General features: G+C 65.6%; 17 protein-coding genes. 5 read left to right on the top strand and 12 right to left on the bottom strand.

The features are described 5' to 3' along the window. Position 1: 1 nt before the first annotated feature. From RJ03_RS13500 to RJ03_RS13490, 3 genes are all read right to left on the bottom strand, one after another. Positions 2-376, bottom strand: coding sequence for an STAS domain-containing protein (locus RJ03_RS13500; RefSeq protein ID WP_030518329.1), 375 nt, complete (start codon positions 374-376; stop codon positions 2-4). 13 nt (positions 377-389) lie between these two features. Continuing rightward, complete coding sequence (locus RJ03_RS13495) at positions 390-1,283, bottom strand: STAS domain-containing protein (protein WP_030518330.1); 894 nt, start codon at positions 1,281-1,283, stop codon at positions 390-392. A 152-nt stretch (positions 1,284-1,435) separates the two neighbouring features. Next, positions 1,436-1,963, bottom strand: coding sequence for a MarR family winged helix-turn-helix transcriptional regulator (locus tag RJ03_RS13490; protein ID WP_083870804.1), 528 nt, complete (start codon positions 1,961-1,963; stop codon positions 1,436-1,438). 251 nt (positions 1,964-2,214) lie between these two features. On the opposite strand from RJ03_RS13490, the gene RJ03_RS13485 reads away from it, so the two are divergent. Beyond that, a complete protein-coding gene (locus RJ03_RS13485) occupies positions 2,215-3,891 on the top strand; it encodes a fumarate hydratase (protein WP_051024658.1) in 1,677 nt (558 codons plus the stop codon). A 58-nt stretch (positions 3,892-3,949) separates the two neighbouring features. Here RJ03_RS13485 and RJ03_RS13480 read toward each other — a convergent pair whose 3' ends face one another. Beyond that, positions 3,950-4,255 (bottom strand): putative quinol monooxygenase, encoded by a 306-nt coding sequence (locus RJ03_RS13480; RefSeq protein WP_036501917.1) that lies wholly within the window; start codon positions 4,253-4,255, stop codon positions 3,950-3,952. Between the two features lie 56 nt (positions 4,256-4,311). Next, positions 4,312-5,106: a helix-turn-helix domain-containing protein gene (locus tag RJ03_RS13475; RefSeq protein ID WP_036501990.1), complete on the bottom strand. Its 795-nt coding sequence runs from the start codon at positions 5,104-5,106 to the stop codon at positions 4,312-4,314. An 87-nt stretch (positions 5,107-5,193) separates the two neighbouring features. Here RJ03_RS13475 and RJ03_RS13470 point away from each other — a divergent pair, with 87 nt between their 5' ends. Next, positions 5,194-5,559, top strand: a complete 366-nt coding sequence (locus tag RJ03_RS13470; protein ID WP_036501915.1) for a nuclear transport factor 2 family protein — start codon at positions 5,194-5,196, stop codon at positions 5,557-5,559. A gap of 120 nt (positions 5,560-5,679) precedes the next feature. Here RJ03_RS13470 and RJ03_RS13465 read toward each other — a convergent pair whose 3' ends face one another. Continuing rightward, a complete protein-coding gene (locus tag RJ03_RS13465) occupies positions 5,680-6,906 on the bottom strand; it encodes an FAD-dependent monooxygenase (RefSeq protein WP_036501913.1) in 1,227 nt (408 codons plus the stop codon). A 383-nt stretch (positions 6,907-7,289) separates the two neighbouring features. Here RJ03_RS13465 and RJ03_RS13460 point away from each other — a divergent pair, with 383 nt between their 5' ends. Further along, positions 7,290-7,691, top strand: a complete 402-nt coding sequence (locus RJ03_RS13460) for a PPOX class F420-dependent oxidoreductase (RefSeq protein WP_036501984.1) — start codon at positions 7,290-7,292, stop codon at positions 7,689-7,691. On the opposite strand, the gene RJ03_RS13455 is transcribed toward RJ03_RS13460, so the two are convergent. Continuing rightward, the gene (locus RJ03_RS13455; RefSeq protein WP_036501912.1) at positions 7,666-8,370 is read right to left on the bottom strand and encodes a hypothetical protein; all 705 of its coding nucleotides are present in this window, start codon (positions 8,368-8,370) and stop codon (positions 7,666-7,668) included. The genes RJ03_RS13460 and RJ03_RS13455 overlap by 26 nt on opposite strands. A 93-nt stretch (positions 8,371-8,463) precedes the next feature. On the opposite strand from RJ03_RS13455, the gene RJ03_RS13450 reads away from it, so the two are divergent. Beyond that, the gene (locus RJ03_RS13450) at positions 8,464-8,718 is read left to right on the top strand and encodes a hypothetical protein (protein ID WP_036501982.1); all 255 of its coding nucleotides are present in this window, start codon (positions 8,464-8,466) and stop codon (positions 8,716-8,718) included. A 49-nt stretch (positions 8,719-8,767) separates the two neighbouring features. Here RJ03_RS13450 and RJ03_RS13445 read toward each other — a convergent pair whose 3' ends face one another. Continuing rightward, positions 8,768-9,979, bottom strand: a complete 1,212-nt coding sequence (locus RJ03_RS13445) for an FAD-dependent monooxygenase (RefSeq protein WP_036501911.1) — start codon at positions 9,977-9,979, stop codon at positions 8,768-8,770. Positions 9,980-10,073: 94 nt separating this feature from the next. Here RJ03_RS13445 and RJ03_RS13440 point away from each other — a divergent pair, with 94 nt between their 5' ends. Continuing rightward, positions 10,074-10,835 (top strand): TetR family transcriptional regulator, encoded by a 762-nt coding sequence (locus RJ03_RS13440; protein WP_036501908.1) that lies wholly within the window; start codon positions 10,074-10,076, stop codon positions 10,833-10,835. Here the strand turns inward: RJ03_RS13440 and RJ03_RS13435 are convergent. The 4 genes from RJ03_RS13435 to RJ03_RS13420 all read right to left on the bottom strand — a co-directional run bounded on the left by RJ03_RS13435 (position 10,830) and on the right by RJ03_RS13420 (position 13,874). Then, positions 10,830-11,489, bottom strand: a complete 660-nt coding sequence (locus RJ03_RS13435) for a nucleotidyltransferase domain-containing protein (protein WP_051024655.1) — start codon at positions 11,487-11,489, stop codon at positions 10,830-10,832. The two genes, RJ03_RS13440 and RJ03_RS13435, sit on opposite strands and share 6 nt — an antisense overlap. 83 nt (positions 11,490-11,572) lie before the next feature. Beyond that, the gene (locus RJ03_RS38375) at positions 11,573-11,905 is read right to left on the bottom strand and encodes a hypothetical protein (RefSeq protein WP_245552278.1); all 333 of its coding nucleotides are present in this window, start codon (positions 11,903-11,905) and stop codon (positions 11,573-11,575) included. Positions 11,906-12,434: 529 nt separating this feature from the next. Beyond that, a complete protein-coding gene (locus tag RJ03_RS13425; protein WP_036501905.1) occupies positions 12,435-12,920 on the bottom strand; it encodes a hypothetical protein in 486 nt (161 codons plus the stop codon). Between the two features lie 297 nt (positions 12,921-13,217). Beyond that, positions 13,218-13,874, bottom strand: coding sequence for a hypothetical protein (locus tag RJ03_RS13420; RefSeq protein WP_218000960.1), 657 nt, complete (start codon positions 13,872-13,874; stop codon positions 13,218-13,220). Positions 13,875-14,204: the final 330 nt, after the last annotated feature.

Here is a 14,204-nt window from a genome sequence, read left to right as displayed (position 1 = left end):
ATCACCGACCGCTTCGCCGGCCGTTGGGCAGCTGTCTGTTGAGCCAGGCCAGCCCCTCCTCGAGGTCCAGAGCCGTATGCATGCCCTCGAAGGTCAGGCCTAGCTGGACCATCGCGAACGCCACTTCGGGCTGCAGACCGACGATGACCGTCTCCGCACCCCGCAGTTTGGTCATGTGCGCGATGGTACGTAGGGAGCGGGCGGCGAAGGAGTCCATGACGTCGATCGCCGTGACGTCGACGATGATTCCCTGGGCACGATACTTGCTGACATAGGTCATCAAGTCGTCCTGCAGGCGTTCGGTATCGGCGTCGGTGAGCGCCGATTGCACGGACGCGATCAGGTAGGTGCCCTGCTTCAGAATGGGTACCGGCATGAGGGGGCCTTGACTACCGTCCGTCGCGGTCGGTGAGTCTCGAGATCTCGTAGCCGAGCAGTCGCTCGGCCTCCTCGATACCACCCTGTAGGTCACCGACCGCGTTCATCTTCGTCAGATCGAGGCCGATGGTGACCAGCGCGAGCGCGATCTCCGACGAGAGGCCGGTGATGATGACGTTGGCACCCATCAGATTCGACGCGTCGACGGTCTGCACGAGGTGGTTGGCCACCGTGGAGTCGATCATCGGAACACCGGTGATGTCGATGACGACCACCTTGGCGCGATTGGCGCGGATCGCGCGCAGCAGCTGTTCGGTGAGCTGGCGGGCGCGCTGGCTGTCGAGCACGCCGATGATCGGCAGAATCAGCAGCTGCTCGCGCACCTGCAGCACCGGCGTCGACAGCTCGCGGATGGCTTCCTGCTGCTGGCGGATGACGCGCTCGCGCTCCTGCACGAACGAGATGGCCACGGTGTTGGCGATCCGGTTGGCCGCGGGCTCGTAGGCGTCCAGTACCCGCTTGAGCAGTTCGAAGTCGGACTGGTACTTCTCGAACAGGCTGCGCGCGAGCACATCTCGCAGCAGCAGCACGATGCCGACGACCTCGTCGGTTTCGACGCCTCGCGGGATGATGCGTTCGGAGAGGTCGCGGGCGTAGGCCTGCAGCGCCTCGACGCTACCGGTTTGCAGCGCCTCGACGTAGTTGTCGTAGATGGAGGTGGCCTCGGAGAAGATCTCCTCCGGGGTCATCGCGGTCAGCAGTGCGGCGTCCCCGATACGACGAGCCCATTCCTCACGTAGCTCAGTGCGATTCTGTCGCAGATGTTCGACCAGTTGCGGCAGCAGATTCTCGACCGGACCCGCCGGTATCGAATCCGGAGAGAGGCCGATGGACACGTCGGACATGAAAACTCGTGCCCCTTTCCTAAGGGAGGTCGGTTCGTCGGGGTCGCTCGCGCGTGGCTGCCGTCGAGAAGCCGCAGTCGAGCCTAGTCTCACTCGATACCCGCTGGCGAACAATCGAAACATGTCGCGAAGGTGTGTGCTCGGCCACCCCATCAGCCCGGCTGCGGACTGGGCTCGCGCGGCACGGCGCCGCTGTGGTCGATGCAGGCCTCGCCGCCCGGATCCGGCGCGCGATGATGGGTCAGCAACGTGTCGTAGATGTCGGCGAGTGCGGCCAGCTGGTCGCGGTCGAGGACGTCGATCATATGCCGCCGCACGCTCTCGACGTGAGCGGGAGCGGCGGTGGCCAGCACTTCCGCGCCCTTCGGGGTGAGGACGGCGGCGGTGCGGCGGGCGTCGTCGGGGATGGCCTCGCGGGCGACCAGCCCGCGCTTCTCCATGCGGGTGATCTGGTGGGAGAGCCGGCTCTGCGACCATTCCAGCACCGAGGCCAGTTCGGCGAAGCTGCGCCGGTGGTCGGTGGCGTCGGCCAGCCGGGCCAGCACCGTGTACTCGACGTAGGTGAGATTCGAGGCGCGCAGGGAGTCGCGGCCGACGGCGGCGGCGATGAGATCACGGGTGAAGACGAAGCCGAGCCACGCTCGCGTTTCGAGATCGTCGAGCCAACGGGGTTCGGTCACAATTCCTCTCCAGGGTTCTGCGTCGGTCATGGTATTGCCTTCCCGCTGTCGGCGATACCCGAAGTCGCGGTATCGGATCGACACCTACACCCACCACGTTGAAGGTGCAACCGTTGTACTCGGCAATGAAGATTAGGCTGGCCTGACCTCGGTGTGAGGCGGTGTGCTGATTAGAGTCGGAGCGTTGTTTCGGCCGCGAGCGGTTCTCCCGCCGGCCGAGTGCACCCGCAGACACACAAGGAGTGCGATTCGTGACCGCGCCTGAGTTCCGCTATTCGGATCTGCTTCCCACCGGAGCCGACGAGACCCCCTACCGGTTGCTGACCACCGAGGGCGTCAGCACATTCGAAGCGGGCGGACGTACGTTCCTGCAGGTCGACCCCGACGTACTGCGGATGCTGACCGCCGAGGCGATGCACGACATCAGCCACTATCTGCGCCCGGCGCACCTGGCCCAGCTGCGCAAGATCATCGATGATCCGGAGTCCTCCGGTAACGACCGTTTCGTCGCGCTGGACCTGCTCAAGAACGTCAACATCTCCGCCGGTGGCATCCTGCCGATGTGCCAGGACACCGGCACCGCGATCGTGATGGGCAAGAAGTCCGAGGGTGTGCTCACCGGCGCCGACGACGCGGAATGGATCTCGCGCGGTGTCTTCGACGCCTACACCAAGCTGAACCTGCGGTATTCGCAGCTGGCGCCGATCACCATGTGGGACGAGAAGAACACCGGCTCGAACCTGCCGGCGCAGGTCGAGTTGTATTCCACCGCAGGCGATCCCACGCATCCGGCCTACAAGTTCCTGTTCATGGCCAAGGGCGGCGGCTCGGCGAACAAGTCGTTCCTCTACCAGGAAACCAAGGCCATCCTGAACCCCACCCGGATGCTGGAATTCCTCGACGAGAAGATCCGCTCGCTGGGTACCGCCGCCTGCCCGCCGTACCACCTGGCCGTGGTCATCGGCGGCACCAGCGCCGAATTCGCCCTGAAGACAGCGAAATACGCCTCCGCGCACTATCTCGACGCCATGCCGACCGAGGGGTCGATGGCCGCGCACGGCTTCCGGGATCTGGAGCTGGAGGAGGAGGTCTTCAAGCTGACCCAATCCTTCGGTATCGGCGCACAATTCGGCGGCAAGTACTTCTGCCACGACGTGCGTGTGATCCGCCTGCCGCGCCACGGTGCGAGCTGCCCGGTCGCGATCGCGGTGTCGTGCTCGGCCGACCGGCAGGCGCTGGCCAAGATCACCCCCGAGGGCGTGTTCCTCGAGCAGCTGGAACGCGAACCGGCGCAGTACCTTCCGGAACAGACCGACGAGATCCTCGGCGGTGACGTGGTCAAGGTCGACCTCAACCGGCCGATGTCGGAGATCCGCGCCGAACTGTCGAAGTATCCGGTGAAGACGCGGCTCTCGCTCACCGGTCCGCTGGTGGTGGCCCGCGACATCGCGCACGCCAAGATCAAGGAGCGCCTCGACGCCGGCGAGCCGATGCCGCAGTACCTGCGCGATATGGCCGTCTACTACGCCGGTCCTGCCAAGACCCCCGAGGGTTACGCGTCGGGTTCGTTCGGTCCGACTACCGCGGGCCGCATGGACTCCTATGTCGACCAGTTCCAGGCCGCCGGCGGGTCGTTCGTCATGCTCGCCAAGGGCAACCGCTCGGCGCAGGTGACCAAGGCGTGCAAGGAGCACGGCGGTTTCTACCTCGGCTCCATCGGCGGCCCCGCCGCCCGCCTGGCCCTGGACTGCATCAAGAACGTCGAGGTCCTCGAATATCCGGAACTCGGCATGGAAGCGGTCTGGAAGATCGATGTCGAAGACTTCCCCGCCTTCATCGTGGTCGACGACAAGGGCAACGACTTCTTCGCCGAAACCCAGAAGCCGATCGCGCTGCGTGTGCGGACGCGCTCCAAAGAGCGGGTCTGAGCAACTGCCCGGGCCGCTGTCGACAGCGGCCCGGGCAGTTACCCGCGGCTGAACGGAACTAGAGGGCGCCCTTGTCCGGGTCGCCCGCCGGGACGGCTTCGAGGACCTGGACGTCCAGCGTGCCGGTTACCAGCCCTTGGAGTCCTTCGTTCAAGGCTTTGAGGTTCGGTGAGCCGCCGTGGGCACCCAGCGCTGCCATGTCCCGCCACTTCTCGACGAACACGAAACGGTCCTTGCCCCGGTGCAGGGCGTAGAGCTCGCATCCGTCTTCGGTGTGGACTTCCGGGATGAGGCGGGTGAGAACTTCCGCGACCTCATCGAATTTGTCGGGCTTCGGGGTGATGGTGGCGACGATCACAGGCACGAGGCGAGGGTACCAGCCGGCATCGGCAGTCGGGCCCGAGTCTCGGCGAGGACCGGCTACGGCGAAACGTCGGACGTTCCGCTCGCCCGGAAGAACCGGCGGGTCGCGAGATCGGCGGGGAAATAGGCTTCGATGGCGATCTCGTCGAGCGTGATATCGAAGGCCGCGCCGAACGTCGTCACCGTGTTGACCAAGCACAGTTCGGTCCCGCGATGCGCGATCCGGATGGGCAGCGCGATGTCGGTGGGGTCGGGAGGCGGAGGTTCGTGTGCGGGGCCGAACTCCGCCAGTTCCTCGTACAACGCGTGCAGATGCGGATCTCCCGTGCGCGCGGCCTGGTGGGCGAGCCGGGGGAGCAGGTACCCGCGCACTTGTTCCAGGTTGCGGAGTCTCGGCGCCAGCCCATCCGGATGGAGCCCCACCCGCATCATGTTGATCGGCGGCTTCAGCAGCGCCGGATCGGCTCCTTGCAGAAAGACGTCGACGGCGCTGTTGGCCGACAACAGATTCCATCGACGATCCACCGCGAGCGCCGGATAGGGTTCGTGCCCCAGCAACACCTGCTGGACCGTCTCGCGCACTCGGGCCAGATCAGGGTCGTGCAGGGGATGCTCCCGGAACACCGGCGCATGCCCGGCGGCGACCAGCAGCCGATTGCGTTCCCGCAAGGGCACCCGAAGCTGCTCGGCCAGATGAAGGACCATCGCGCTGCTGGGAATCGTGCGTCCCGTCTCGACGAAGCTGATGTGGCGCGGCGACACCTCCGCCTGAATCGCCAGGTCCAGCTGACTCAAGCGACTGCGGTGGCGCCATTCGCGCAGTAGTTCTCCGATCGTCCGGTCGCTCGTCATGCCCAGAGTCTGCTCGGTCACCGCGCGCGGCCGCCATTACACGCCATGTAATCGACGCACCCCGCGCATGTCCGCGACAGTCGTCACATGGACAGAACCAACAAGCAACTCGTCGTCGACGGATTCCGAGAGTTCGCGGCAGGAAACATCGACGTAATCCGCACCCTGCTGCACGAGAACTTCATCGAGCACAGCCCCGGAAACCCGAGCGGGCGTGACGAATTCATCGAGTTCATCACCACCGCCCCGGTCGCCGGCGCAACTCTCGAACTCGTGCGGGTCATCGCCGAGGACGACTACGTGGTGCTGCATTACCGTATGTCTCCCGGCGGTGATGAGCCCGATGTCGCCGTCGTGGACATCTGGCGGCTCGAGGACGGGCGGATCGTCGAGCACTGGGATGTCGTCCAGCCCGTCCCGGAACCCGATCAGATCCCGAACGGAATGTTCTGACTCGGGGTCCGCCTCTCGCCGCGCTGTGCGTCTGTTCGTCCACTTTCGGTCCGAGCACCGAGACCAACCGGTCCTCCGGCACAGGAGAGGGGGCGGTGGATGCACTCGGCTCGGCGGGGTCTACCTGAGTCCGGCTGATGAGCTGGTCGCAGGCGCGGCCGTGGCCCCGGAGTCGGGCACTCCCGTGTAGTCGGGCAGGTCGACGCCGTTGAGCGCGCGGTCGAGCAGCTCGGTGAACCATTCGCCGGTGAAATCGGGGCTCGGCTCGGAGTCGGGTCCGGGGACCTCGCGGCTGCGCGCGTGCAATCGGCCGATCTCCTGGTTGGCCTCGACGTACGGGCGCATCTGTTCCTCGTAGCGGGCGAAGCCGACTTCCGGGTCCCAGTCGGCGGCCGCCAGCTCACCGGCCAGCAGGTAGGCGCCGACCAGGGCAAGCCCGGTGCCCTGCCCGGACAGCGGCGACGAGCTGAACGCGGCGTCGCCGAGCAACCCCACTCGTCCGCTCGACCAGCGATCCATCACCACCTGGGCGACCTGGTCGAGGTAGAAGTCCGGGGTGTCGTCCAGGTGCTCGAGGATGCGTGGGGTCAGCCAGCCCATGTCGGCCATCCGGTCCCGGAGCAGACGCTTCTGGGCCTCGACGTCGCGGTAGTCGACGTCGAGGTCGGCGGCGGGGAAGGAGAACATCGCCATCGCGTGGGTGGTGTCCGGGATGGGGCGCAGGCCGGCGGACCGCCCGGACTCCTGGAAGTCGATCAGCCAGCGGTCGATGCCGAATTCGTTGGGCACACTGTAGAAAGCCAGCGCCTGCCCGAGGTGACGGATGAACTGTTCGCGCGGGCCGAAGACCATCGCGCGCAGTGCCGAGTGCAGTCCGTCCGCCCCGATCACCAGGTCGAAGCGCCGCCGCGCGCCGCTCGCGAAGACGACGTCGACCCCGTCCGCGTCCTGGGTGAGCTCGGCGATCCGATCGCCGAACAGGTACTCGACATCGTCGCGGGTGTCGTCGTAGAGCACCCGGGACAGGTCGCCGCGCAGGATCTCGATCTCGGTGATGTACCCGTCGCCGCCGTCGTCGTCCGCGCGGAAGGTTTCCAGCACCGCGCCGTCCGCGTCCACGGTGTACGCGCCGGCGGTCTCGGTGCGCGCCGCGCGCACCGCGGCGTCGAGCCCCATCCGCCGGATGACCTCCTTGGTCACGCCACGCGCGTCCACGGCCTGCCCGCCGGGACGCAGCTCGGGGGCTCGCTCGACCACGGTCACCTCGGCGCCCCGCCGGACGAGCCAGTGGGCCAGCGCGGGCCCCGCGATACTCGCGCCCGCCACCAATACTCTCGTGCGGCTCACTGCTTCCCCTGCTTGCTCGTGTCGATCACTGACCGGGTGGTTTCCTGCTCGGGTCTGTCGGTGTCCATCGTTGCCTCCCTGTGCATTTCCCGCGCTGGACCGGGCCCAGTGCGGTCGGTGTATCCAGAGGTGTCGACGGCGGGGGCACAGAAAATTCATCGGTGCCGCCGAGATCGCCGTGTATGCGAGCGCGATCGACCGCCCTGATCGAAAATCTAGCGGCACTAGACAATCTATCGACAGGCATGCTACCTTCGCTCTAGTCGCTAGCGCTGATAGATTTCGGTACGAGCGGTCGAAAGATCCGCGCTCGGCGCCACCGACGCCTTCCGGCTGATCGCCGGGGGCACACCTGATTTCGACTTCACCGAGGAGTGATCGACATGACCTTCACCATCAACGAACAGAAGTTCCTCGCCGAGGCCGGGATCGGTCGTCTGGCCACGGTGTCGCCCGACGGCGTCGTGCAGAACAATCCGACCAACTATCGAGTGAACGCCGACGGCACCATCGACATCGGAGGTATGCGGATGCGCGCCAGCCGAAAGTACCGCAACGTCGAGGCGGGCAGCCGCGTGTCGTTCGTCGTGGACCAACAGGTTTCGTTGGAGCCGTACGAAATTCGCGGCATCGAGGTGCGCGGCACGGCCGTCGCACTCGACGACGAGGAGCCCCCGTTCCCTCCCCAGGAACGCGCCGTCATCCGCATCCACCCCGAACGGATCATCTCCTGGGGCATCGACGGCGGGTCCTTCGAATTCACCAGTCGCAAGGTCGAGCAGTAGGGGAGGCCGAGATCGGCTCCGCGCGATCTCCGAGCAGGTAGTCGCGGAAGGCTCGCAGGTACTCGCCGAGTGCCTCCTGATCGGCGAACCTGATTCCGGTCGGATCGAACCATTCGTCCGGCGTCGGTCGCCACGCGATCATGTAGTCGAGCGCGTCGCGCACCAACAACCCGAGGGTCGGATCCGCGGCGCAGGCGTCACGCAGCGCTGAGGCAATTTGCCGCATTCCGTCTCGGTGCTCAGCGCAGTGCATGCCGACCAGCGCCCAGTGCAGTCCATCGATGTGGGGGATCTCGTCCCACCACGTGAATGTCTTGTGAGGGGTTTCGCCGGCCCGCACTCGGCCTCGTGAAGCCGTGACCGGCGTCGGGTAGACGGCGGGAGCACCGCGTCGGTCGATGTCGTGAGTCGGCCCGGTCGCAAGATTCGCGGGTGGGTACCACACGCCGCGCCACACCGGGACTCCGAGAAAACGGGGATTCCCCGGCAGCGGTTCTGCCAGCGAGATGTCGACGATAATCCGGTGCACGGTCGGCAGTACTCCGTCGGGGAACTGGGCCGCAACCATCGACAGGCAATCCCGCGCGTCGACGCCGGTCACGCCGGCACCCCGCCGGAATCGGGCGTCGTAGTTCTCGTCCGGATCGAATTCGATCCAGAACCGCCGCATCGTGGTCATTCGTGTTTCCTCCCACCGGCCCCGATGTCGAACGCCGACCCTCGATGATCGCAGAGCTCGTGTAAGAGCGGGATGGGCGGGAACCACTGCGGTATGACGGAGAACACATCGGAGTCAACCACGAAGCCCGCCGAGACGGTCGCACCCGAACCGGATGCGGAAACCCGCGAGCAGGCGAAGAAGGAAGCCGAAAGGCTGGACGAGATCTACGAGCCGGGTGCACGCGCGAGCGTCGTCGTACCCGGGACCGACGGCATGGTCGCCGGTACCGCCTTCGCCGACTCGGTCGACGAGCAGATCACCGAGAACAAACCGCCGGACGAACTTCGCAAGGACAACGATTCCTGATTTCTGCCGAACCGTGTAGCCGGTCGCCTGGTCGGTAGTCGAATCAGGTTCATTTCGCGATCGAGGCTGCGGGCAGGTCGTAGTCGGGGAGCTGCTCGGTGGCCTTGGGCGCCATGATGCGTTCCATTCCGGCCATCGATTCCAGGAGCGGCAGGCGCGTGATGAGATTGCGCACCGCAATGCCCGCCCGTGATTTCGGCGCCATCAGTCGCAGGTTGGGGCCGATCTCCTGTTTGCGGTCGACCAATGGTCGGTGGGCCTGCTCGTACCGACGGAAGGCGCGGCGATGGTCACCGGCGGCGGCCGCGAGCTCACCGGCGAGCCGGTAGGCCCCGGTCAACGCCAGTTCGGCCCCGGCGCCGGAGGCCGGAGACGCGCAGTAGGCGGCGTCGCCCACCAGCGCGACCCTGTCGATCGACCATGACCGCATGCGGACCTGGCCGAGGGTGTCGATGTAGGCGTCCGGATCGGCGAGTACACCCTTCAGCAATTCCGGTACGTGCCAGGCGTTTTCGCCACGGAACGCGGTGGCGAGCAGCGCCCGCGCCGCCTCTTGGTCGCGCGGATCGATTTCTCGCCGTGGACTGCGGAACATGAGATACGCCTTGGCCTGGGGGTGGTTGCCCGAGCGGTAGATCCCGGCGAAGTGTCCGGGAGTATTGAAGACCGTCATCCATCGATCGGGTCCCAGCGCCGAGTCGGTGTTCCCGAAGGCGAAGTAGTGGTCCATGTGGCGGACGTAGTCGGACTCCGGGCCGAAGGCCAGTCGCCGGACCGTCGAGTGCAGGCCGTCTGCGCCGATCACCAGGTCGAAGCGTCGTATCGGCGCGTGTTCGAAGGTGACGGTGACACCGCCGTCGTCCTGCTCGAGTCCGCGGATGGAGTCACCGAAGATGTACTCCACGTTGTCCTCGGTGATGTCGTGCAGGATCCGGACGAGATCGCCACGCATGATCTCCGCCTCGGTGCTGCCGTACTTGTCCTTGATTCCCTGCATGTCGATCCGGGCGAGGTCGCGTCCGTCGGCGCGGACGAACCTCATTCCCGCGACGTCGGCCGCGGCATCCCGCACCCGCGCCATGATTCCCATCTTGTCGGCCACCTCGATCGCCTGATCGCGGATATCCACCCCTTGGCCGCCGGTCCGCAGCCCGGCTGCTCGTTCGACCACCGTGGGCCGGAATCCGTGTCGCGCAAGCCAGTACGCCAACACCTGGCCGGCGATACCGGCACCGGAAATGAGAATCCGCTCGTTCTTCATCGCGTCCTCCTTGTTTCACAATTACTGACCATTGGTCAGTGATCCCACGATAGGTCGCTGACCGCCGGTCAGTCAAGGGGTAGAATTCGGAACCGTGACTGACGATTCGCGTACTCGAATCCTGCGCACCGCGCTGGAGATGTTCGCCGAACGTGGCTACCACGCGGTATCCGTGCGGGAAATCTCCGAGCAGGTCGGTCTGACCAAAACTGCTGTGCTCTATCACTTTTCGAGCAAGATCGACATCGTCGTCGCTCTGGTCGAACCGTTGCTGGCAGACACCGAGGCCATGCTCGAATCCGTCCGGTCCATCGGGAATGCGGATGCACGACGGTGGGCGGTGGCAGAAGGGCTCCTCGATACCTGGCTCCGGCATCGGTCAGTGCTGCGGATCCACATGCAGGACCAGGCACTGTCGGCCGATACCGCGACCTATCGGCGGCTGCGCGACATCGCCCTGACCGCGCAGGACCTACTCGCCGGCCCCGACGCCGATTTCACCGCGCGGGTACGGGCCGCGCAGATCTACGCGGCGCTGAGCGATCCGGTGGTGTTCTTCGCCGACCAACCCGAAAAACAATTACGCGCAGCGATTCTCGACGGCGTGCACCGACTGCTGGATGGGCCACCGCCTCGTGACACCACGCGTACACCGGAGCGGCCCGTCACCACCTCACGACCCCGGACCGCCCGCGGCCGCCCGGGCGCGATGACCCCGGAAATGGTCGAGTCCGCGCGGCACATGCGGGATTCCGGCGAATACACCGTCGACGAGATCGCCGCGACCCTGGGTGTATCCCGCGCAACTGTCTACCGGAATCTCACAACCGCCCACGATCGCCCGACCGTCTCATAAATACTCTGTTTTTGATACGTGATCATTCGGCTCGAGGGCGCCGTAATTCGCGAGGGTTTCCAACCAGGGATGGCCGGGGTGCACTCGCGACAGCCATCCGGACAATCGGGAACGCCGTGAGGTGTCCATCGCGGAGAGTGCGTGCAGGAAGTCGGCCTCGTCCTTGGCTCGCCGGGCTTTCGCCTTGAACAGGAGCACGACCTCGGGGATCACGTAAGGGATGCCGTCGGCGGTGTGGAGAATCAGCTCGTCGTGGGACAGGGTGATCGAGGCGTCGCGGCGGCACACCCATCGACCGCCGCGGTGTGGCTCGCGGAATACGTCGAGGCGATAGAGCCCGGTCGCCGGCTCTCGCAGCCACGTCTGATGGTGGTTGCCGGCTTCCTCCGGGTATGGCCAGACGTGCCCGTCGCCGACGACGTCCCATTCGTAGCCAGGGAACGCGTCCGCGATTTCGTCGAATCGCTCACGGGGAATACCGATTTCGAGATCGGAGTGCGCACGTCCGAGGCCGCCGACGAACAGGTCCAGCGCCCACCCGGCCGCCACATACCAGGCTGTCGGGGTGCCCGACAGTCGTTCGGCGACTTCGCTGGGCGTCCAGGCTTTCCAGAGTCGGTCGCATTCCTCGACGGACAATGGGCGTCCGGTCATCTCAGGTCGCCTCCTTCACATCGAACGAGTCGGCTGGTCGTTGCACGATCCTGCCCTTCGCGGCTCACGACTGAATGCGAGTGTCAGTCGGCGTGCAGGACGAAGAACAGGAAGCACAGGAATCTGTTGTCGGTGCTCTCGCCGAGCACCTCGGGGATCAGATCGCGAGCGGCGGGCAGAGCCGGCGGTTCGCTGATGACCCCGATGCGGAAGCCGGCCGCGGTGAAGGCGTCGGTCATCGCGTGTAATGGCCGGTCCCAGAAACTCAGTCGGGCGGTCTGGCCGCCCATGGTCCATTCGTCGATCCGGTTGCGGGTCTGGAAATAGTCGGCCGAGTCTCCGGCCAACCGCTGTCCGAGGAAGTTGGCGAAAGGATGCTCGACCGAGACGATGAGCCTGCCGCCCGGGACCAGCACGCGTCGCAACTCGGCGAGAGCCGGTCCCCAATCCCGCGTCGATGCCGGTCACGACCGCGCCGCGGTCACGCAGCGCGGCGAACAGTAGGCCCGGGCCGCAGCCGACGTCGAGGATTCGCCGCCCGGACACCTCCCCGGCGAGTTCCAGGATCGCGGGCCGGTTGTAGTACGCGTGCAGGAGGCCGGTCTCGTTTTCTGCCGCGTACCCCTCGGCGATGCTGTCGTAGCCGCTCACCGGGGTCGGATCGGCGGGAACTGCATGGCCTTCGGGAACCGGAGTCATACGCTTCATCCTGGCACGTCAGAGGCGCGTATGCGCTGTAAAGGCTTGTCAGCCAACCAATCCGGAGGACCATCGTCGTGCGATGGGGGCAGGATCCGCGGCTGCGGCCTGAGAGGAGGTTTCGGCTGCGGTGCGGATCGGGGCAACGGGCACGTCGCGAAAACAACGAGAACCGGCCAGCGGTATCTGGCCGGTTCTCACGTTCCAGGATCGCACGCAGCGGTTCTGTCCGGGGCGGGCCGAGGGCTATTCCTGAGTCAGAGTCAGGGTCTGGTTCTCGGTGGTGTCCTGATGGATCTCGACCTGGCTCATGTCCTCGGCGTCAGGCGGCAGGTAGGCGAACGCGGCGGTGATCTCGACCGCATGGCCATCGTAGTAATGCGTCATGAGTTCATTGCCGTCGCCGTCGTGAGCATCTGCGCGCTTCGGGCCCTCGCCGTAGTCGTGGCCCAATGGCACCCTGACCTTCGCCTGCCGAGATTCGCCGTCACAGGTCACCCGATCCAGAGCCTCGTCTTTCATGCGGACGGGTTGGCCTTCCGGGCTTTTGAACTGTTCGGACTCGACCTTGACCCACAGGGCGTTGGCCTGGCCGGGTTCGCAGACGTAGGTGATCTCGGTGACGACCCACCAGCTGTAGTCGCCGTGTGCGTCTGGGAACGCTCTCCCGATCCATATGCTGGTCGTTGCGCTGGCCGGTCCGGCTGCATTGACCAGTACAGCGGCGGTCAACGCGAGTATCGAAGCGAAAAGTCTTCCACGAACCACTGTGTGTGCCTTTCGGTGTCGGCGGGCGGTGGGACAGATCCGTCGAGCAAATCGCAGCCTAGACCACGCCACACAGCAGTTATGCGTAATCCCTATGAATAGTCCTGTTTTACACGTGTTGGCACTGCTCAGGTCGCGTACTTCCTGCAGATACGCCTGAGGCGCCCGTCTGGGGCGCCTGAGAGTTTCCCGGCCGGCCGGGATGCCCCCGTCAAGGGGGCCGGGCCTTCGCCCCGTTGATGGGCGTCCGATCCCGCGCAGCTATCTGAGGATGATCGTAAGCCCGATCGCGGCTGCGGCAACGGCGGCGACGATGAGGATTGCCGCGAGGACCCGAGATGTCATGGGCAGCGCTGCCTGCAGGTAGCCGAGCATGCGGTGTCCGGCGGTGGTGGGACAGAGTAAGAGCGCGATCGTGAGTGCGGTGACGGGCGCAACCGCGATCACGACGAAGACCGTGGACAGTCCCAGCCGCGAGGCGATGGTCTCGTTGGCCATGACGGCGATGGCCCCGTAGAACGGTGCCGAGGTCAGCGACTGGGCCGTCCAGGTGATCAGACCGAGCGCGCTGGCTGCGACCGGGTGCAGATCGTGATGCACCGGCAGCGACATCGGTGGGCGGACGAATCCATGCACCGCCACAGCGATGACCAGTAGCGCGATGACCACCACGATCGCGGCAACAGCCTCCGGAGACAGAGAGTTGAGGGCCCGGTGCACAAGTTGCAGGATCACCGTGAACGAGAACACCAGGGTAAGCGCCAGCCCGCAGATCCCACCGATCATGAACGACACGGCTGTCCTCGCATATGCCCACCGCGATGCGCTCGATATCCATGCAAAGGAAACCGCAAGTAACGCAAGGACGTTCGCGGAGTCCACCACCGCCAGCGGAACGATCGAAAACAATAAATTCATAGCCCCGTGATTGTGCAGCAGCACGCTCTCAACCGGCCCGATGACCCCACTCGGATCACGTGCCTCTCCACGCCACACACTCTGCATACGCATCCCCGCAGGACAGGATCGGTGAACGGCAGCGTCGATCAGGCTCGGGATCCTGACTGGTTCGTGTGCGACCTACTGTGGTCGTGGTAGCGGTACTTCGACCCTCTGGAGCCGCCTTGCTCGAGGTCTTCCTCGCGACAAACTCTGATGCCGCGGCGATCATTTCTTTGCGCCGTGCTGCCGAGAACTGGCTCGCCACCGAAGGGATCGAGCAATGGAGGCCGGGGGAAGTTCCGGAGG

The sequence above is a fragment of the Nocardia aobensis NBRC 100429 genome, from assembly GCF_000308375.1.
GTDB classification, from domain to species: domain Bacteria; phylum Actinomycetota; class Actinomycetes; order Mycobacteriales; family Mycobacteriaceae; genus Nocardia; species Nocardia aobensis.
Note: the sequence above shows the minus strand (reverse complement) of the source record. Positions and strands in the feature narration are given on the sequence as shown.

Excerpts from the sequence above, each read along its gene's own strand:
- RJ03_RS13435 (WP_051024655.1), bottom strand. The coding sequence starts at position 11,489 with ATGACCGGACGCCCATTGTCCGTCGAGGAATGCGACCGACTCTGGAAA.
- RJ03_RS13420 (WP_218000960.1), bottom strand. The coding sequence starts at position 13,874 with ATGAATTTATTGTTTTCGATCGTTCCGCTGGCGGTGGTGGACTCCGCG.
- RJ03_RS13450 (WP_036501982.1), top strand. The coding sequence starts at position 8,464 with ATGACGGAGAACACATCGGAGTCAACCACGAAGCCCGCCGAGACGGTC.
- RJ03_RS13495 (WP_030518330.1), bottom strand. The coding sequence starts at position 1,283 with ATGTCCGACGTGTCCATCGGCCTCTCTCCGGATTCGATACCGGCGGGT.
- RJ03_RS13445 (WP_036501911.1), bottom strand. The coding sequence starts at position 9,979 with ATGAAGAACGAGCGGATTCTCATTTCCGGTGCCGGTATCGCCGGCCAG.
- RJ03_RS13460 (WP_036501984.1), top strand. The coding sequence starts at position 7,290 with ATGACCTTCACCATCAACGAACAGAAGTTCCTCGCCGAGGCCGGGATC.
- RJ03_RS13500 (WP_030518329.1), bottom strand. The coding sequence starts at position 376 with ATGCCGGTACCCATTCTGAAGCAGGGCACCTACCTGATCGCGTCCGTG.
- RJ03_RS13470 (WP_036501915.1), top strand. The coding sequence starts at position 5,194 with ATGGACAGAACCAACAAGCAACTCGTCGTCGACGGATTCCGAGAGTTC.
- RJ03_RS13455 (WP_036501912.1), bottom strand. The coding sequence starts at position 8,370 with ATGACCACGATGCGGCGGTTCTGGATCGAATTCGATCCGGACGAGAAC.
- RJ03_RS13475 (WP_036501990.1), bottom strand. The coding sequence starts at position 5,106 with ATGACGAGCGACCGGACGATCGGAGAACTACTGCGCGAATGGCGCCAC.